This window comes from Streptomyces sp. NPDC001380 (assembly GCF_042895785.1).
GTDB lineage: Bacteria > Actinomycetota > Actinomycetes > Streptomycetales > Streptomycetaceae > Peterkaempfera.
Genome location: NZ_JBIAWP010000005.1, coordinates 205,410 through 223,987 on the forward strand (window position 1 = coordinate 205,410; position 18,578 = coordinate 223,987).

The window sequence follows — 18,578 nt, forward strand, 5'->3', positions numbered from 1 at the left end:
TGCTCCTTCAGGCGCCGTGCCGGACCAGCACGTCGCGGGTCAGCTCCGCCGGCCGGGTGTGGCCGGAGAGCGCCATGGTCAGGTCGAACTCGGCGAGCAGGCTGCGCAGCACGTGGGTGACGCCCGCCTCGCCGTCCAGGCCCAGCCCGTAGGCGTACGGGCGGCCCAGCAGCACGCCCCGCGCGCCGAGCGCCAGGGCCTTGAGCACGTCGTCGCCGGTGCGCACGCCGCTGTCGAAGAGCACGGTCAGCCGGTCGCCGACCGCGTCCGCGACGCCCGGCAGCGCGTCGGCGGCGCCGACGGCGCCGTTGACCTGCCGCCCGCCGTGGTTGGAGACGACGACGCCGTCCATCCCGGCGTCGGCCGCGCGGCGGGCGTCGTCGGGGTGGAGGACGCCCTTGAGGACGATCGGGCCCTCCCAGTGCTCGCGCAGGAAGCCCAGGTCCTCCCAGGTCTTGCCGGGGTCGGCGAACATCTGCGCCCAGTGCAGCACGGCGGCCCGCGGGTCCTCCTCGACCGGCTTGGCCAGCCCGGCGCGGAAGGCGGGGTCGGAGAAGTAGTTGGCGGTGCCGACGCCGTGCAGGAACGGCAGGTACGCCCGGTCCAGGTCGCGCGGCCGCCACGCCAGCAGCCAGGTGTCCAGGGTGACGACCAGCGCCGTGTACCCGGCGGCCTTCGCCCGGGCGAGGAAGGAGCGGCACACGTCGCGGTCCTTCGGCCAGTACAGCTGGAACCAGCGCTCGGCGCCCTCGCCCATCGCCTCCGCGACCTGCTCCAGGGTGGTGCTCGCGGCGGAGGAGAGGGTGAACGGCAGGCCCAGGGCGGCCGCGGCCCGCGCCGCCGCCGACTCGGCGTCCGGGTGCATGATCGACAGGACGCCGACCGGGGCCAGCGCCACGGGGGCGGGCAGCCGCCGCCCGAACAGCTCCACGCCCATGTCGCGCTCGCGCACGTCGCGCAGCATCCGGGGCACGATCGCCCAGCGGTCCAGCGCCTCCCGGTTGGCCCGCTCGGTGCGGCCGCTGCCGGCGCTCCCGGCGACGTAGCCCACCGGGCCGGGGGCGAGGCGCGCCGCGGCCAGCTCCTCCAGCCGGGTCAGGTCGGTGGGCAGCCGGGGGACGGTGCCGTCCATCCCGTTCAGGTAGACCTCGAACTGGAACGCCGACCAGTCCCGTCCCTGCATGGCGCCCGCCCTCCGCTCGCTCCGGCCGCCGGACCGTCCCGGCCGCCGGACCATGATCCCCGCACCGGGATCCTCGTACGGGCCGCCCGCCCGGGTCCAGGGGGCGGCTCAGCGCCGACGGTCCCGCTTGTCACCGGGTGACAAACCGGTGCGGCGCCGTGGCGGCCCGCGGCGGCGCCGGGACGGCCCCTCCGGGTGTCAGCCGCGGACGTGCTGGAGCCAGGCCGGGCGCCCCGCCAGGGTGGCGGCGGTGCGGCGGGCCTCGGCGGCGCGCAGCTGCTCGGGGGTGGCGAAGCCGTCGGGCAGCCACAGCTCCGAGGCGGCGGCGCGGGCGGCCAGGTGGGCGACGTACGCCTCGCGCAGCTCCTCCGCCGAGCCGAAGCCGGGCTCGCCGGCCAGCCACTCCTCCGGCACCAGGGCCACGACCTCGCGCAGCAGCTCCTCGGTGACGAGCGGTGCCAGCGCCGCGTCGGCGGCCGCCACGTCCGGGCCGAAGACGCCGAGGGCGTGGTCGGCCAGGGAGTAGCGGCGGGTGACGGCGGCCGCGGCGTCGGCCCAGCGGTGCTGGAAGACCAGCGCCGCGCCGTGGTCGATCAGCCAGAGCGAGCCGTGCCAGACCATGAGGTTGGGGTTGCGCCAGGTGCGGTCGACGTTGGCGGTCAGGGCGTCCAGCCAGACGACGCGCCCCGCCTCGGCCGGGTCGACCCGCAGGGCCTCGGGGGCGAAGTCGCGGGCGCCGGGGAGGAAGTCCATGCCGAGGTTGAGGCCGGCGCTGGCGCGCAGGATGTCCTGCACCTCCTGGTCCGGCTCGTGGGCGGCCACCGCGGGGTCGAAGCGCACCCGCACCAGGTCGGGCACGCGCAGGCCGAGCCGCCGCGCCAGCTCCCCGACGACCACCTCGGCCACCAGCGCCTTGCGGCCCTGGGCGGCGCCCGCGTACTTGACCACGTAGGTGCCCAGGTCGTCGGTCTCGGTCACCCCGGGCACCGAGCCGCCCGCGCGCAGCGGCTCCAGGTAGCGCAGGGCGGTCACCTCGTTCAGCACCCGGCCAGCCTAACCGGGGTCCGCTACAGCAGGGTGAGCTGCACCGGTCCCGCGGCGGCGGCCGGCCCCGCGGCGGCCGGGGGGATCCGCCGCGGGCCGCCGGGCCCGGCCGGGCCGCAGCCGTACGCGGCGGCGATCTCGTGGACGGCCCGGGTGATCCGCCGCTGGTACCAGCGCGGCGCATAGGCGGAGTCGCCGTACAGGGCCTCGTACCGGGGGAGCAGCCCGGGGTGGTGGCGCCGCAGCCAGGCCGTGTACCACTCGCGGGCGCCCGGCCGCAGGTGCAGCACCAGCGGCGTGACGGAGACCGCGCCGGCCTCGGCCACCGCCCGCACGGTGGCCCGGAGCTGCTCGGGGGAGTCGCTGAGGTAGGGGAGCACCGGGGCCATCAGCACCCCGCAGGGGACGCCCGCGTCGGTGAGCGTGCGGCAGGCCTCCAGCCGCTTCTGCGGGGAGGGTGTGCCGGGCTCCGCGCCGCGCCACAGCTCCCGGTCGGTGAAGCCGACCGAGACGTTGACGGAGACGTCGGTGACGGCCGCGGCCTGCCGCAGCAGCTCCAGGTCGCGCAGGACCAGGGAGCCCTTGGTGAGGACGGAGAAGGGGTTGGCCCGGTCGCGCAGCGCCTCCAGGATGCCGGGCATCAGCCGGTAGCGGCCCTCGGCCCGCTGGTAGCAGTCGACGTCGGTGCCCAGGGCGACGTGCTCGCCGCGCCAGCGCGGGGAGGCCAGCTCGCGGCGGAGCAGTTCGGCGGCGTTGACCTTGACCACGACCTGGGTGTCGAAGTCGCGCCCCGCGTCCAGGCCGAGGTGCTCGTGGGTGCGGCGGGCGAAGCAGTACACGCAGGCGTGGGTGCAGCCCCGGTACGGGTTGACCGTCCACTCGAACGGCATCCGCGACGCGCCGGGCACCCGGTTGAGGATCGAGCGGGCCCGCACCTCGTGGAAGGTGACGCCGCGGAACTCGGGCGTGTCGAACCGCCGGACGACCGTGCCGGCGCCGAAGAGGGCGGCCGGTCCGGCGGGGGCGGGGCCGTCGGCCGGGGGGTCGCTCCGCAGGTCGTCCCAGCGCATCGTGCGGTCCTCCTCGCCGGTTGCGGTGCCCAGGGGACCAGATTAGAACAGATATTCGAAGATCGGTTGTGGTTGGCTGTCCACCGGGCGGCCGCCGCGGCCGCCCGGGACGCGTCCCGCGCGCAACGACGAGCCATGAGGAGCAGCCAGATGTCGCAGGTGTACGCCGTCACGGAGCGGGTGGTGGAGGCCTCGCCCGAGCGGGTCTACGAGGCCCTGGCCGACTACGGGCAGGTCCGGCCCCGGCTGCTGCCCGCCCAGTACAGCGAGTACGAGGTGCGCCGGGGCGGCACCGGCGCCGGCACGCAGGTGCACTGGAGGCTCCAGGCCACCGAGAAGCGGGTGCGCGACTGCCTCCTCACCGTCTCCGAGCCCTCCCCGGGGCGCCTGGTGGAGACCGACGCCAACTCCAGCATGGTGGTCACCTGGACGGTCACCCCGGCGGGTGAGGGCCGGGCCAAGGTCGTCGTGGAGACGACCTGGCAGGGCGCGGGCGGCATCGGCGGCTTCTTCGAGCGCACCTTCGCGCCCAAGGGCCTCAACCGCATCCACGGCGAGGTGCTGGACCGCCTCGCCGCCGAGGTCCGCTGACGGCCCGCGCGGCCGCGGACGCGGCGGCGCCCCCGTCCCGGTTCCGGCCGGGGACGGGGGCGCCGCCGCTGTGCGGGGCCGCCGGGGTCAGACCACGAGGCCCAGCAGCAGGATGAGGACGATCGCGACCACGGAGATCACGGTCTCCATCGCCGACCAGGACTTGAAGGTCTGGCCGACGCTCATCCCGAAGTACTCCTTCACCAGCCAGAAGCCGGCGTCGTTGACGTGGGAGAGGAAGAGGGAGCCCGCGCCGACGGCGAGCACCAGCAGCGCCGCGTGGGTGGAGCTCATCTCCGCCGCCAGCGGGGCGACGATGCCGGCCGCGGTGACGGTGGCGACGGTGGCCGAGCCGGTGGCCAGGCGGATGCCGACCGCGACGAGCCAGCCGAGCAGCAGCGCGGAGATGTGCCAGGAGTCCGACCAGTCGGCGATCACGTTGCCGATGCCCACGTCGACGAGGGTCTGCTTGAAGCCGCCGCCGGCGCCCACGATGAAGACGATGCCGGCGATCGGGGCCAGCGAGCGCTCGATGGTGGTCGAGATGCGGGCCTTGGTGAAGCCGGCCGCCCGGCCGAGGGTGACCATGCCGAGCAGCACGGCCGCGAGCAGCGCGACGAGCGGGGAGCCGGCGAAGTCGAAGATCCGCTGGGCCATGGCGTCGGGGTTGTCGACCACCACGTCGCACAGGGCCTTGGCGAGCATCAGCACCACGGGCAGCAGGATGGTGGCCAGCGTGGCGCCGAAGCTCGGCACCCGCACGCCGTCGCGCTCGCGGGCCGCCTGGTCCTCGTCGGAGGTGATGTTCCGCTCGGGGATCTCCAGCGGGCCGACCCAGCGCTCGGCCACCCGGGCGAAGAGCGGACCGGCGACGACCACGGTGGGGACGGCGACCAGCAGGCCGAGGGCCAGGGTGGTGCCGAGGTCGGCGTGCAGGGCGTCGATGGCCACCAGCGGGCCCGGGTGCGGCGGGACCAGGCCGTGCAGCACGGACAGGCCGGCCAGGGCGGGTATGCCGACGCGCATGAGCGGCAGGTTGCCGCGGCGGGCGACCAGCAGCACGATCGGGATCAGCAGGACGACGCCGACCTCGAAGAAGAGCGGCAGGCCGAGCACGGCGGCGACCAGCGCCATCGCCCAGGGCAGCGACCGCGGCCCGGAGCGGGACAGGATCGTGTCGGCGATCCGGTCGGCGCCCCCGGAGTCGGCCAGCAGCTTGCCCAGCATGGCCCCCAGGGCGATCAGCACGCCGACGCCGGCGACGGTGGTGCCCAGGCCGGTGGTGAAGCTGGCGGTCAGCTTGTCGAACGGCACGCCGGCGACCGCGGCGAGCACCCCGGAACCCAGGGTGAGGGCCAGGAAGGGGTGCATCTTCAGCCGGGTGATCAGCAGCACGATGACCGCGATGCCGACCAGCATGGCGGCGACGAGTCTGCCCGAGCTGCTGCTGTGGGGCAGGGTCTCCTGGGCCGCGGCCAGCAGGGAGGCCGCCCCGGGAGTGGCGAGGGAGAGGGTCACGCGAGGTCTCCATTGACGGGCCGGGGCACGGCGGCCACGGCCATCTCGACGAGGTGTTCCGTGCCCGGTCCGGCGTCGAGCGAGGCGCCGCGCTCGTCCGGTCCGAGGGGTTCCAGCGCCGCCAGCTGGGAGTCCAGCAGGGACGCGGGCATGAAGTGGCCGCTGCGGTGGCCGATGCGGTCCGCGACGAGCGCGCGGTCCGCGGTCAGGTGCAGGAAGAACACGCCGGGCGACGCCGCCCGCAGGGTGTCGCGGTAGCGCCGCTTCAGCGCCGAGCAGGTCACCACGCCGCCCGTGCCCGCGGTGTCGCGGTCGTGCAGCCAGCGGCCGATGGACTCCAGCCACGGCTGCCGGTCCGCGTCGTCCAGCGGCACGCCGGCCGACATCTTGGCGACGTTGGCGGCCGGGTGGAAGTCGTCCGCCTCGGCGAAGGGGACGTCCAGCCGCTCGGCGAGCAGGCGGGCGACGGTGGTCTTGCCGACCCCTGACACGCCCATCACGACGATGCAGGAAGGGTGGTTCTCGGCGTTGAGACCCATGGTGGTGCTCCTGACGGTGTCCGACCGGTGCGGGACTGTCCCGCGGGGCCGCTGCCCCGTGCCCGGCTGCACGGAACTATGACGCCAAAGATATGACTTATTCAAGGCGTCGAGACGTAATCGTCATATGAATGTGGTCTCAGCCGCCCTCTAGGCTGGTCGGGTGGACACCTTCAACGGCACGGGCGACGGCACGGGAGGCGGCGCCGGGCAGGGGCTGCACGGCCGCCTCCTCGCCGAGCTCGGCCCCGCCATCGCCTCCGGCACGATCCCCGGGGGCGCCGTGCTGCGCATGGAGGAGCTGGAGGTCCGGTACGGCGTCTCGCGCACCGTCGTGCGGGAGGCCGTCCGGGTCCTGGAGGCCATGGGCATGGTCGCCTCCCGCCGCCGGGTGGGGATCACGGTGCAGCCCCGCTCCGCCTGGGACGTCTTCGACCCCCTGGTGATCCGCTGGCGGCTGGCCGGCCCCGAGCGCCCCGCCCAGCTGCGCTCGCTGGGCGCCCTGCGCGCGGCCGTCGAGCCCGCCGCCGCCGCCCTCGCCGCCGACCGGGCCACCGACGACCAGCGCCGCCGGCTGAGCGCCCTGGCGGTGGAGCTCACCGTCACGGCCCGCGCCGGCGGCCTCGCGGTCTTCCTCGGGCACGACATCGCCTTCCACCGGCTGGTGCTGGAGGCGTCCGGCAACGAGATGTTCGCGCACCTGGGCGAGGTGGTGGCCGCCGTCCTCACCGGCCGCACCGAGCACCACCTGATGCCGCACCACCCGCAGCCGTACGCCGTCGCCCGGCACCGCGAGGTGGCGGAGGCGGTCTGCGCGGGCGACGCGGTGCGGGCCGAGCGGGCGATGCGGGACATCGTCACCGGGGCCATGGAGGAGCTGGAGTCCACCCTGGGCTGACCGTGGCCCGGAGCGGCGCCCCCGCGGGCCCCGCGCCGCGGGCCCCGCCCGGCCGCCCCGGCCCCCGCCCGGCCGTCCTCGGTCGTGGCCGGCCGTCCTCGGTCGTGGCCGGCCGGCCACGGCCGAGGACCGTGCGCCCCGTTCACCCGGTCGGGCGCCGGTCGGGGCGCGGACACGGGCGCGGGCCTCCCCGTGCGGGTGAAACCGCGGCGCCCCGGGGCGGCCGAAAGCGGCATCCGCGCCGGTCGCGGCGGTAAGCCCGACGATACGACCGGTTCGGGGAGCGTGCCGCCGGCTGCCATCATCCACGGCATGTCCGTGATGGAGGCCGCACCCCAGGCGCCGGCGGTCCGCCCGCCCGAGACCGCCGCCGAGACGATGACGCCCCGTCAGGTGCGCCTGGTCTTCGCCGGCCTGATGCTCGCCCTGCTGCTGGCCGCCCTCGACCAGACCATCGTCGCCACCGCCCTGCCGCGGATCGTCGGCGAACTCCACGGCCTGGACCGCATGTCGTGGGTGGTCACCGCCTACCTGCTGGCCTCCACCGTCGTCCTGCCCCTCTACGGCAAGCTCGGCGACCTCTTCGGCCGGGCGCGGGTCTTCCGGTTCGCCATCGCCGTCTTCGTCGCCGGCTCCGCCCTCGCCGGCTGGTGCGGCACCATCGACCAGCTCATCGCCTTCCGCGCCGTCCAGGGCGTCGGCGGCGGCGGCCTCATGATCGGCGTCCAGGCGATCATCGCCGACATCGTGCCCCCGCGGGACCGCGGCCGGTACATGGGCCTGATCGGTGCCGTCTTCGGCATCTCCTCCGTGGCCGGGCCGCTGCTGGGCGGCTGGTTCACCGACGGGCCCGGCTGGCGCTGGTGCTTCTGGGTCAACATCCCGATCGGGGCGGTGGCCCTGCTCGTCGCCCTGGTCGGACTGCGGGGCCTGGCCCGGCCCGCCCGCCGGCCCCGGCTCGACGTGGCCGGGGCGCTGCTGCTGGCCGCCGCCTCCACCTGCCTGGTCCTCGCCACGAGCTGGGGCGGCACCGAGTACGGCTGGACCGACCCGGTGATCCTCGGCCTCGGCGGCGCCACCCTCGGCTGCCTGGCGCTCTTCGTCCTCGCCGAGCGCGCCGCTGCCGAGCCCGTCATCCCCATGCGCCTCTTCCGCGACCCCGTCTTCACCGTCGCCGGGGGCATCGGGGTGGTGGTCGGCGTGGCGCTGTTCGGCGCCGCCAGCTACCTGCCCAGCTTCCTGCAGATGGTGGACGGCGCCAGCGCCACCCGCTCCGGGCTGCTGATGCTCCCGATGATGGGCGGCATCGTGCTCGCCTCCATCGGCTCCGGCCAGCTGATCAGCCGCACCGGCCGCTACAAGGCCTACCCGGTCCTCGGCGGCGCGCTCTCCACGGCCGGCATGGCCCTGCTGGGCCTGCTGCTGCGCGAGGACACCCCGTACGCGGTCACCGCCGGGGCCATGGCCGTCCTCGGCCTCGGGGTCGGCCTGTCGCTGCCCGTCCTGGTGCTGGCCGTGCAGAACTCCGTTCCCCCGCGCCAGATCGGCACCGCGACCTCCGCCAACAACTACCTGCGGCAGATCGGCGGCTCGGTCGGCGCGGCGGTCTTCGGCTCGCTCTTCCACGCCCGGCTCACCGACCGCCTCGCGCACGCCCTGCCCGCCGCCGGGTCCGGCGGCCCCGCGCTGCCCGACACCGACTCCATCACCCCGGAGCTGGTCCGGGCCCTGCCGGCGCCGCTGCACCACGCGTACGTCGCCGCGTACGCCGACGCCATGCCGCGGATCTTCCTGTACCTGGTGCCCGTCCTGGCGCTGGGCCTCGTCCTCGCCTTCCTGCTGAAGGAGAAACCCTTGGCCATGCAGCCGGCCCCCGGTTCCGCCGTGCCGTCCCAGGCCGCCGAGCCCGCCCCCGCCGCCCCGGCCGCCGACCACGGCACCGTCCGCGAAGCCGGTGGGCACACCGGCCGTGACACCGCCGGGGACACCGTGCGGGCGGCCGTCCGGGCCGCGACCGCCCTCTCCGGCGCCGACCGCGCCGCGCCCGACGCGGGGCACCCCTCGCCGGGCGTGCCGCTGCGCGGCACCGTCCGCGAGCCGGACCGGTCCGCCGTGCCCGGCGCCGTCCTCACCCTGATCGACCGGGACGGCCGCCAGGCCGCCCGCGCCGTCGGCCGCCCCGACGGCGGATGGGCCATGGCCGCCCCCCGCCCCGGCCACTACGTGCTGATCGCCGCCGCGTCCGGGCACCAGCCGCAGGCCGTCACGGTCGCCGTGGGCAGCCGTCCCGTCGACCTGGACGTGGTGCTCGGCGGCACCGGCCGCCTCGGCGGCGCGGTCCGCAGCACCGAGGGCGCCCCGGTGGCGGGCGCCGCCGTGGTCCTCACCGACCCGCGCGGCGAGGTCGTCGCCACCGGCCACACCGACGACGACGGCGCGTACCACTTCCGCGACCTGGCGGCCGGCGACTACACCCTGGCCGTCAGCGCCCGCGCCCACCGGCCCGCCGCGCTGGCCGTCGCGGTCGCCCCCAGCGGCGAGACCCGCCAGGACGTGGCCCTCGCCGGCAGCGGGACCCTGCGCGGCACCGTCCGCACCTCCGGCGGCCACCCCGTCGCCGACGCCCGGGTGACGCTGCTGGACCCCGCGGGCACGGTCGTCGCCGCGGTCACCACCGGGGCCGACGGCTCCTTCCGCTTCGGCGACCTCCAGCCGGGCGAGTACACCGTGATCGCCAGCGGCTACCCGCCGGTGGCCACCGCGCTGCGCCTGGAGGACGGCGACACCGAGCGCGACCTCCACCTCTCCCACCGCCCGGACTGACCCGCGCCGGCCGGCCGGGCCGCCCCGGCGCGCCGTGCCCCGCCGCCCGCCGCCGCGTCCGGCCCCCCGGCGCGCCCGCCGGTCCCCCGTGCGGGTGACGGCGCACCGCTCCGGAGGCGGGCGAACCTAGCCTGGCGGACGTGGACGTGACGATCCTTCATGTGTCCCAGCCCGTGGACGGCGGGGTCGCCCGGGTGACGGTGGACCTGGTGCGGAGCCAGGCCGCCGAGGGGCACCGCGTGGCCGTGGCCTGCCCGCCCGGCGGGCGGCTGGCCGAGCAGGCGGCGCGGGCCGGCGCCCGGGTGCTGCCCTGGCCCGCGCGGCGCGCCCCCGGGCCCTCGGTCCCGGCCGAGGCCCGGCGGCTGGGCCGGATCGTCGACCGGGCCCGCCCCGACCTCCTCCACCTGCACAGCGCCAAGGCCGGCCTCGCCGGGCGCCTGGCCGTGCGCGGCCGCGTCCCGACGGTCTTCCAGCCGCACGCCTGGTCCTTCGCCGCCGCCACCGGGCCGGTCGCCGCCGCGGCCGTGCGCTGGGAGCGCCTGGGCGCCCGCTGGGCCGACGCGGTGCTCTGCGTCAGCGAGCGGGAGCGCGGCGAGGGGCTGGCGGCCGGGATCCGGGCCCGCCGCTGGGAGGTGGTCCCCAACGGTGTGGACCTGGACCGCCACACCGCCGCCGGCGAGGCCGACCGCCGCCTGGCCCGGCGGGCCCTCGGCCTGGACCCGCTCGCCCCGCTCGCCGTCTGCGTCGGCCGCCTGTGCCGGCAGAAGGGCCAGGACCTGCTGCTGGCGGCCTGGCCGCGGGTGCTGGGCCGGGTGCCGGACGCGCGGCTCGCCCTGGTCGGCGACGGCCCCGACCGGCCGGCCCTGGAGGCGCGTGCGGCGCTGCTGCCCGCGGGCGCGCCGGTCCTGTTCGCCGGGGACGTGCCCGACCCGCGCCCCTGGTGCGCGGCGGCCGACCTGGTGGTGCTGCCCTCCCGCTGGGAGGGGATGGCGCTGGCGCCGCTGGAGGCCATGGCGGCGGCCCGCCCGGTGCTGCTGACCGACGTGCCCGGCGCCGCCGAGTGCCTGCCGGCGTGGGAGCTGCCGGGGGCCCTGGTGCCCCCGGAGGACCCGCCGGCGCTGGCGGACGCGCTGGCGTCGGCGCTCGGCGACCGCGCCGGGTGCGCCCGCCGCGGCGGGCCGGTCCGCGGCCACGTCGCGGCCCGGCACGACGTGGCGCGGACGGCGGCCGGGGTCGGCGCCCTCTACCGCGAGCTGCTGGCGGGCGGCGGCTCGTCCGCCCGGCCCGTCCCGCCTGCCCCGTCCGGGTGAACCTCCGTCAGGCCCCGGGCCCGTCCCGCACCTGATCGGACGGCGTTCCGGGCGGCCGCGGCCCGCCCGGCCGCCCGCCGCCCGCCGCCCGTGTCCCGGCGGCCCGTGTCCCGGCCGCCGTCCTGATCGTTTCTCCAGTGCCCGCCTCCGCGAGGGGTGCGCGCGCCCCTCCTGGAGGGCGCGCACGCCCTCCAGGGAGGCGGGCGACGTCCGGCCGGGGCGTGCAGCCGTCCGGCGGCGCCCCCGCGCGCCGCCAGGGGAGGGGCGCGGGTCGGCGGCCCTCCGGGCGGCGGCGCCGGAGGCCGCCGGGGCGCCGGACCCCGCCGCGCCCGGATCCCCGGGAGCGTGCACCGGATGAATGGCAGCCGGGTGAAAGGGCAAGTCAACTGACCGCCTGTCCAAAAATCGTCGGTAATGTCTGGAATGTCTGGCTCTGCCGGTACCCGTCCCGCGGCTGCGGCCCGGCGGACGGGGACCGACCGGGGCGGCGGGTCCCACCCGGGCCGCCCCGGCGGACCGGAGCGACCCGGACCAGGGCACACAGCAGGGGAGTACGTGCGCGGATGAGCATTGAGAACGAGAGCGCGCCCCGTTCCGGACGGCTCGCACCGTTCGGCGGCGCCGCCCCCCGGCTCGGCGCCCCGCCCCCCTCCGTGCCCGCCCCGGCCCCCGCGCCCGCCACCGCCCCGGCCCCCGTCCGCCGCCGCAGCCTCACCGACCGGGCCGAGGCCGCCCTCCCCGCCGTCCTGCTCGCCGCCGACGCCGCGGCGGCCTGCATCGCCGTGCTCGCCGCCCACGGCCGCCCCTGGACCCCCGCCGACCTGCTGCCCGAGACCGGCGCCCTGCTGTCCGCGCTGCTCCTGCTCAACGGCTCCGGCGGACTCCACCGCAGCCGCCTGTCGCCCTCCGTCCTCGACGAGCTGCCCGCCCTCGCCGGCCGGGCGGCCGTCGCCGCCGCCCTCGCGGCGACCCTCGCCGGCTGCCTCGGCCGCACGTGGCCGCCGCTCGACACCGCCACCGGACTGCTGCGGCTGCTGGCCGCGTACACCGTCCTCGTCGTCCTCGCCCGCGCCGCCGCCCACGCCGCCCTGCTGCGGATCCGCCGCCGCGATCCGCGGCCGGTCCTGGTCGTCGGCGCCGGACGGCTGGGGCGGCAGGTCGCCGCGACCCTCCTGGAGCACCCCCGGTACGGCATGCGGCCCGTCGGCCACCTGGACACCGCCCCCGTGCCGCTGCCCGACGGGCTCCCCGTGCCCGTGCTCGGCGGGTGCGAGGTGCTGGAGCGGGAGGTCCGGCGCCGCGGGGTGCGGCACCTGGTGGTCGCCGCCGAGGACGCCGACGCCGGAGCCGCCGCCGCGATCCGCGCCGCGGCCCGCCTCGGCTGCGACCTGTGGCTGGTGCCGGGACTGCGCGAGTACGGCGCCCTGCTGCACGGCCACCGCAGGCCCGCCCAGGGCGACCACCTGTGGGGCTTCCCCTGCCTGCGGCTCGGCCGGCCCGGCCGCCAGCCCGTGCGGCGGGCCGCCAAGCGCGCCCTGGACGTCGCCGCCGCCGCCGTCCTGCTCGTGCTGGCCGCGCCGCTGCTGGCCCTGTGCGCCCTCGCCGTCCGGCTCGACGACGGTCCCGGGGTCCTCTTCCGCCAGCAGCGGGTGGGGCTCGGCGGGCGGGCGTTCACCCTCCTGAAGTTCCGCACCCTGCGCCCGGCCGACGAGCACGAGTCCGCGACCCGCTGGAACATCGCCCAGGACCACCGCGTCGGCCGCGTCGGCCGCCTCCTGCGCCGCACCTCCCTCGACGAGCTGCCCCAGCTGTGGAACGTGCTGCGCGGCGAGATGAGCCTGGTCGGGCCGCGCCCCGAACGGCCGTACTTCGTCATGCGCTTCACCCAGGCCCACCCCGAGTACGCCGACCGGCACCGCGTCCCGTCCGGCCTCACCGGCCTCGCCCAGGTCCACGGGCTGCGCGGCGACACCTCCATCGAGGACCGCACCCGCTTCGACAACCACTACATCGAGAGCTGGAGCCTGTGGCAGGACGTCAAGATCCTGCTGCGCACGGCCGCCTCGCTGATCCGCCCGGACGGGAGCTGACCGCCGTGCAGGCCGCCGCCACCGCACCCGCGCCGCCCCGGGGCCTCCCGGAGCCGCCCCCCGCGTGCGCCCCCTCCGCGCACACCCCCTCGGCGCACGCCTCCTCCTCGCCCGCACCCACCGCGCCCGCACCCGCTCCCGGCCCCCTCCGGGACCTGGCCCTCGACCTGCTGCGCCGTCCCGCCCTGGCCGCCGCCGCGACCGTCCTGCTCGTCTGCCTCCCCGCCCCCGGCGGGGAGCAGGACGTCGCCGCCGCCGTCCACGTCACCGCCGCCGACGTCGCCTCCCTCGTCCTGGTCGCGCTCACCGCCGTCCCGCTGCTGTGCGGCCGGTCCCGCACCGCGCCGCCCCCGCTCGCCTGCCTGCTCCTCGGAGGCGTGGCGGCCGCCGCGGCCGCCGCCACCGCCGCGGCCCTCGACCCCGCCGCCGCGCTCACCGGCTTCGTCCGCCTGGTCCAGGTCTTCGTCCTCGTCCCCGCCGCCGTGCTGCTGGCGCTGCGCGACCGGCGCGACCTCCACCTCGTCCTCGGGGCCCTCGTCACCGCCGCGCTGGCCGAGGGCGCCGTCGGCGTCCACCAGTACCTGACGGGCACCGGCGCCTCCTACGCGGGGCGGCCCGTCCGTGCAGTGGGCACCTTCGGCGCCCTCGACGTCATGGCGATGTCCGGCGTGGTCTCCCTCGGCCTGCTGGCCGCCCTCGGCCTCGCCCTCGGCCTGCGCGGCACGCCCGGCCGCCGGTGGCCCCGCCGCGCCCTGTACGCGGCCGCGGCGCTGCTGACGCTGCCGCTGGCGTTCTCCTTCAGCCGCGGCAGCTGGATCGCCTGCGCCGCCGCCGTCGCCGTCGTGCTGCTCCGCACCGACGCCCGCCTCGCCCTGCGCGCCGCCGCGTCCGCGGCGGCCGCCGCCACCGTGCTGCTGGGCGTGTCCGGCGGCGTCGGCGGCGGGCAGGACGGCGTCGGGGCGCGGCTGGCCAGCATCGCCACCGTCTCCGCCGCCCCCGACCAGTCCGTGAGCGACCGCTACGACCTGTGGACCACCGCCGGGCGCATCTGGCTCGACCACCCCGTCACCGGGACCGGCCCCAAGGGATTCCCGCAGGAGCGCGACGGCCACGCCCCGCTGCGGCTCTCCTCCGGCAGCGACACCGAGGACGCCGCGTCCGGCTTCCGGCGCGAGCCGCTGCTCTCCCCCCACAACATGTACCTGCTGGTGCTGAGCGAGCAGGGCCTGCTCGGCCTCCTCGCCCACGCCGCGCTCTGCCTGGTGCTGCTCGTGCGCTGCCTGCGCCGGACCGGCGGCGGCGTGCGCGGCGCCGCCGGTCCGGCCGCCACCGGGCTGCTGGTCTGGCAGCTCGTGGACTTCCTGTACGCGGACATCGGCGGCACCACCACGGTCCTCACCTCGGTCGTGCTCGGCCTCGCCGCCCGGTGGGCGCTGCCCGCGGCGCCCGGACCGGCGGGGGAGGACGCCCTCCGGTGACCGCCCGTCCGAACCCGCCCGCGTCCTCCCTCCCCGTCCCGGCCGCCGCCGGGACGGCCCCGGAGGAAGCCCCGGTCCCGGCGCCGGCCCCGGCCCCCGTCCCCGGGCCGGCCCCCGTCCCGGCGGCCGCCCCCGCGCCGGAGGACGCCGCACCGCCCGCCGTCCCGGCCGCCCCCGCCGCCCCCGGCGCGCCGCCCGCCGCCGCGGGCCCGCCCGCACCTGCCGCCGACCCGGCCGCGTCCGCAGTCCCGGATCCGGCCGCGCCGACCGCCGGCGCGTCCTTCGTCGCCCGCGCCTTCGGTGTCACCGCGCTGCTGACCGCCGCCGGCTCGCTGCTGGGGATGCTGCGCGACCTGCTCCTCGCCCGCTACTTCGGCGCCGACGAGGGCACCGACGCGTTCCTCGTCTCCTGGACCGTGCCCGAGACCGCGTCCCCGCTGCTCATCGAGGACGCCATGGCCTTCCTCATGGTCCCCGCCTTCAGCCTCGCGCTGGCCGCCCGCGGCGACCGCGCCGCCCGCCCCGGCGCACCCGACCCGGTCCGCGCCCTGGTCGCCGCCACCCTGCCCCGCCTCTGCCTCGCCCTGACCGCCCTCTCCGGGGCGGTCGCCGTCGGCGCCCCCCAGCTCGTCCACCTGCTCGCCCCCGGCCTGCCCGACCCCGCGCTCGCCGTCCGCTGCACGCGGATCACCGCGCTCACCGTGCTGCCCTTCGGCGTCACCGGCTACCTCAGCGCCGCCCTGCGGGCCCACCACCGCTTCACCGCCCCCGCTGCGGTCACCGTCGTCTACAACCTCGGCATCCTCGGCCTCCTGGCCGCCTGCCACGGGCGGTTCGGCGTCACCGCGGCCGCCGCCGGCGTGGCCCTCGGCAGCGTGCTGATGACCGCCCTGCTGCTGCCGCCCTTCCTCCGCCGGCTGCGCGGCACAAGCACCGGCACCGGCACCGGCACCGGCCCGGCGCCCGGGATCCCGGCGGCCCGTGCCGCCGGCCGCCCGGCGGGGTCGCTCTCCCTCAGCCCGCTGGTGCTGCTGCCCGTCGTCGCCTTCTCCCTCGCGCGGCAGTCCCAGGTGTTCGTCGAGCGGTACCTCGGCTCCGAGCTGCCGCCCGGCACCATCTCGCACCTCAACTACGCGGCCAAGATCGCCCAGCTGGCCATGACCGCCTCCCTGCTGATCTGCACCGTCACCTTCCCGCTCGTCGCCCGCGCGGTCGCCGACGGCGACCTGCGGGCCGCCCGCGACCGGGTCGAGAAGGACCTCGGCCTCGTCGGCGCCGTCGTCCTGTGCGGCACGGCCTTCCTGCTGGCCTGCGCGCCCGACGTCGTGGCGGTCGTCTTCCAGCGCGGCGCCTTCGGCCCGCAGGACACCGCCGCCACCGCCGGCGTGATGCGCGTGTACAGCCTCGGCCTGCTCGCCCAGGCCATGACCGGCGCCCTGGTCCGGCCGTTCTTCTCCACCCGGCCCGCCGTCCGGATCGCCGGCACGCCCGAGCCGCCAGGCGCGGCCCGGCCGCGCCTGGACTGGTACCCGGTCGCCGCCATGCTGCTCGGACTGGTCGTCACGGCGGGCGTCGGCGCCGCCGCCGCGTCCCGGGCCGGGGCGCCCGGCGTGGCCGCCGCCGACGCGGCGGGCATCGCGGTCACCGCCGCCCTCCTCCTGCACGGGCTGCGGCTGCGGGGCATCCCGCTGCGCCTGCGCGCCGTGCTTGCCGGGCAGGCCCGGCTGGCCGCCGCCGCCGCGGCCGCCGCGGCCGCCGGCACCGCCGCCGCCTCCCTCGCCGGGCCCCGCCCGGTGCCCGCCGTCCTGCTGGGCGGCGCCGCCGTCGCCGCCGTCTTCACCGCCACCGCCGCCGCGCTCGGCGCGCCCGAGCTGCGCACCCCGCTGCGCGCCGCCGGGCGCGTCCTGCGAACCGCCGCCGAGAGGGGCCGCCGCCATGGCCGCTGAACCCGCCGCACCCGCCGCACCCGGCGTGCCGCCCGCTCCCGGGCCCGCCGTCCCACCGCCCGCGTCCGCGCCCGCCACCGCCGCGGGACCGCGCCCCCCGCTCGCCGCGCCGCCGGGGACGCCGTGGACGCTGATGTACCACTCCGTCGCCCCCTACGAGGAGGACCCCTACCTCCTCACCGTGGCCCCCGAGCGGTTCGCCGCCCAGATGCGCTGGCTGCACGCCCGCGGCCTGCGCGGCGTCGGCGTCGGCGAACTGCTGCGGGCGGCGGCGGACGGCCGCGCCCGCGGCCTGGTCGGCCTCACCTTCGACGACGGCTACGCCGACCTCCTCGACCACGTCGTGCCCGTCCTGCGCGCCCGCGGCTTCACCGCCACCGTCTACGTCGTCGCCGGCCGTCTCGGCGGCGACAACGCCTGGGACCCCGACGGCCCCCGCAAGCCCCTGCTCACGGCGGACCAGGTCCGTGAGGCCGCCGCGGCCGGGGTCGAGATCGGCTCCCACGGCCTGCTCCACACCGACCTGACCGGCCTCGGCGACGACGCGCTCGCCGACGAGACCGCCCGCAGCCGCGAGCTCCTGGAGGACGTCGCCGGCGTCCCCGTCACCGGCTTCTGCTACCCCTACGGCGCCGTGGACGCGCGGGCCGCCGCCGCCGTCCGCGCCGTCGGCTACGACCACGCCTGCGCCATCGCCCACGGACCGCTCACCGGCCGGCACGCCCTGCCGCGCACGTACGTCGGCGACCGCGACGGACCGCTGCGCCTGCACGCCAAACGGGCCCGGCACCTGCTGCGCGACCTGCGCGGCGCGGCCGGCCGCCTCCGCCCGGAGGGCGGCGCCCGGTGAGGGTCCTCCACGTCATCACGGGACTGCGGGCCGGCGGCGCCGAGCAGCAGCTGCGGCTGCTGCTGCGCCACCTGCCCGGGCACCACCGGTGCGAGGTCGCGGTGCTCACCGCCCCCGGCGCGGTCGCCGACGGCATCCGCGCCGACGGCACGCCCGTCCACCACCTCGGCATGCGCGGCAACCGGGACGCGGCCGTGCTGCCCCGCCTCACCGTGCTGGTCCGCCGCGGCCGCTTCGACGTCGTGCACACGCATCTCTACCGGGCCTGCCTGTACGGGCGCCTCGCCGCCCGCCTCGCCGGGGTGCGGGCCGTGGTCGCCACCGAGCACTCCCTGCTGGACGGGTGCATCGAGAGCCGCCCCGCCACCCGGGGCGTCCGGGCCCTGTACCTGGCCGCCGAACGGCTCGGCAGCACCACCGTCGCCGTCTCCGACGACGTCCGCGACCGGCTCGCCGCCTGGGGCGTGCCGCCGCACCGGCTGGAGGTGCTGCCCAACGGCGTCGACGCCGCCCGCCACGTCCGCCCGGACGCCGCCCGCGCCGCACTGCGGCGGACGCTCCGCGACCGGCTCGGCCTGCCGCAGGAGGCCCACGTGGTCGGCGCGGTCGGCCGGCTCGTCCCCGGCAAGCGCTTCGACGTGCTGGTCGACGCCCTGGCCCTGCTCGCCGCCCGCCGTCCGGCCGGCGCCGCCGCCCCGGGCCGCGAGCCGTGGCTGCTGCTCGTCGGCGACGGGCCGGGACGCGCCGCCCTGGAGGCCCGCGCCCACGCCGCCGGCGTGGCCCGGCGCACCGTGTTCGCCGGGGAGCGCGACGACGTGCCCGACCTGCTCACCGCCGTGGACGTGCTGGCCGCGCCCTCCGACGCCGAGACCTTCGGGCTGGCCGTCCTGGAGGGCCTCGCCGCCGGACTGCCCGTCCGGTACGGCAGCTGCCCCGCCCTGGACCGGCTGCCGCCCGGCGCCGCCCCCGGCGCGCGGCGGCTGCCCCCCGACCCGGCGGCGTACGCGGACGCCCTCGCCGCCCCCGCGGGCCACCGCCCGCCGCCGCTGCCCCAGCCGCCGGCGGTGCACCACTACGACATCGCCCGCACCGCCGCCGGGCTCGGCGCCCTGTACGACCGGGTCGGCGCCCCGCGCCGCCCGGCACCCGCGCCGGTCCGCCGCTGAACCGCCCCGCCGCTGAGCCGGCCCGCTCCCGAACCGGCCCGCCCACCCACCCCGACCCTGCCGACCCCCCAC

Annotated in this window: 14 protein-coding genes; 9 read left to right on the forward strand and 5 right to left on the reverse strand. The window is 78.3% G+C overall.

Annotation, left to right across the window (positions count from 1 at the left end):
• Positions 1–7 precede the first annotated feature (7 nt).
• From ACFY07_RS09010 to ACFY07_RS09020, 3 genes are all read right to left on the reverse strand, one after another.
• Positions 8–1,183: a lactate 2-monooxygenase gene (locus tag ACFY07_RS09010; protein ID WP_390868051.1), complete on the reverse strand. Its 1,176-nt coding sequence runs from the start codon at positions 1,181–1,183 to the stop codon at positions 8–10.
• A gap of 198 nt (positions 1,184–1,381) precedes the next feature.
• Entirely contained in the window at positions 1,382–2,227 is an 846-nt protein-coding gene (locus tag ACFY07_RS09015) for a HipA family kinase (protein ID WP_390868052.1), read from the reverse strand.
• A 23-nt stretch (positions 2,228–2,250) separates the two neighbouring features.
• Positions 2,251–3,297, reverse strand: a complete 1,047-nt coding sequence (locus ACFY07_RS09020) for an Rv2578c family radical SAM protein (RefSeq protein ID WP_390868053.1) — start codon at positions 3,295–3,297, stop codon at positions 2,251–2,253.
• A gap of 150 nt (positions 3,298–3,447) precedes the next feature.
• Between ACFY07_RS09020 and ACFY07_RS09025 the strand changes: the two genes are divergently transcribed.
• Complete coding sequence (locus tag ACFY07_RS09025; protein ID WP_390868054.1) at positions 3,448–3,888, forward strand: SRPBCC family protein; 441 nt, start codon at positions 3,448–3,450, stop codon at positions 3,886–3,888.
• 87 nt (positions 3,889–3,975) lie between these two features.
• On the opposite strand, the gene ACFY07_RS09030 is transcribed toward ACFY07_RS09025, so the two are convergent.
• Both ACFY07_RS09030 and ACFY07_RS09035 read right to left on the reverse strand, forming a co-directional pair.
• Positions 3,976–5,406, reverse strand: a complete 1,431-nt coding sequence (locus ACFY07_RS09030; RefSeq protein WP_390868055.1) for a gluconate:H+ symporter — start codon at positions 5,404–5,406, stop codon at positions 3,976–3,978.
• Positions 5,403–5,945 (reverse strand): gluconokinase, encoded by a 543-nt coding sequence (locus ACFY07_RS09035; protein WP_230651408.1) that lies wholly within the window; start codon positions 5,943–5,945, stop codon positions 5,403–5,405. The genes ACFY07_RS09030 and ACFY07_RS09035 overlap by 4 nt, the downstream gene beginning before the upstream one ends.
• Positions 5,946–6,108: 163 nt before the next feature.
• On the opposite strand from ACFY07_RS09035, the gene ACFY07_RS09040 reads away from it, so the two are divergent.
• The 8 genes from ACFY07_RS09040 (at position 6,109) to ACFY07_RS09075 (ending at position 18,506) form a co-directional block, all read left to right on the forward strand.
• Positions 6,109–6,843 (forward strand): FadR/GntR family transcriptional regulator, encoded by a 735-nt coding sequence (locus ACFY07_RS09040; protein ID WP_390868056.1) that lies wholly within the window; start codon positions 6,109–6,111, stop codon positions 6,841–6,843.
• Positions 6,844–7,155: 312 nt separating this feature from the next.
• Positions 7,156–9,666, forward strand: coding sequence for an MFS transporter (locus ACFY07_RS09045; RefSeq protein ID WP_390868057.1), 2,511 nt, complete (start codon positions 7,156–7,158; stop codon positions 9,664–9,666).
• A gap of 146 nt (positions 9,667–9,812) precedes the next feature.
• The gene (locus ACFY07_RS09050) at positions 9,813–10,976 is read left to right on the forward strand and encodes a glycosyltransferase (protein WP_390868119.1); all 1,164 of its coding nucleotides are present in this window, start codon (positions 9,813–9,815) and stop codon (positions 10,974–10,976) included.
• 563 nt (positions 10,977–11,539) lie between these two features.
• Positions 11,540–13,066 (forward strand): exopolysaccharide biosynthesis polyprenyl glycosylphosphotransferase, encoded by a 1,527-nt coding sequence (locus ACFY07_RS09055; RefSeq protein ID WP_390868058.1) that lies wholly within the window; start codon positions 11,540–11,542, stop codon positions 13,064–13,066.
• Positions 13,067–13,071: 5 nt separating this feature from the next.
• Positions 13,072–14,544, forward strand: coding sequence for an O-antigen ligase family protein (locus ACFY07_RS09060; protein WP_390868059.1), 1,473 nt, complete (start codon positions 13,072–13,074; stop codon positions 14,542–14,544).
• Positions 14,541–16,490: a lipid II flippase MurJ gene (locus tag ACFY07_RS09065; protein WP_390868060.1), complete on the forward strand. Its 1,950-nt coding sequence runs from the start codon at positions 14,541–14,543 to the stop codon at positions 16,488–16,490. The genes ACFY07_RS09060 and ACFY07_RS09065 overlap by 4 nt, the downstream gene beginning before the upstream one ends.
• A 133-nt stretch (positions 16,491–16,623) precedes the next feature.
• Complete coding sequence (locus tag ACFY07_RS09070) at positions 16,624–17,340, forward strand: polysaccharide deacetylase family protein (protein ID WP_390868120.1); 717 nt, start codon at positions 16,624–16,626, stop codon at positions 17,338–17,340.
• Positions 17,337–18,506, forward strand: coding sequence for a glycosyltransferase (locus ACFY07_RS09075; RefSeq protein WP_390868061.1), 1,170 nt, complete (start codon positions 17,337–17,339; stop codon positions 18,504–18,506). The genes ACFY07_RS09070 and ACFY07_RS09075 overlap by 4 nt, the downstream gene beginning before the upstream one ends.
• Positions 18,507–18,578 lie beyond the last annotated feature (72 nt).

Coding starts and splice junctions, on each gene's coding strand:
- ACFY07_RS09010 (WP_390868051.1), bottom strand. CDS start 1,183: ATGCAGGGACGGGACTGGTCGGCGTTCCAGTTCGAGGTCTACCTGAAC.
- ACFY07_RS09020 (WP_390868053.1), bottom strand. CDS start 3,297: ATGCGCTGGGACGACCTGCGGAGCGACCCCCCGGCCGACGGCCCCGCC.
- ACFY07_RS09025 (WP_390868054.1), top strand. CDS start 3,448: ATGTCGCAGGTGTACGCCGTCACGGAGCGGGTGGTGGAGGCCTCGCCC.
- ACFY07_RS09035 (WP_230651408.1), bottom strand. CDS start 5,945: ATGGGTCTCAACGCCGAGAACCACCCTTCCTGCATCGTCGTGATGGGC.
- ACFY07_RS09045 (WP_390868057.1), top strand. CDS start 7,156: ATGTCCGTGATGGAGGCCGCACCCCAGGCGCCGGCGGTCCGCCCGCCC.
- ACFY07_RS09055 (WP_390868058.1), top strand. CDS start 11,540: ATGAGCATTGAGAACGAGAGCGCGCCCCGTTCCGGACGGCTCGCACCG.
- ACFY07_RS09070 (WP_390868120.1), top strand. CDS start 16,624: ATGTACCACTCCGTCGCCCCCTACGAGGAGGACCCCTACCTCCTCACC.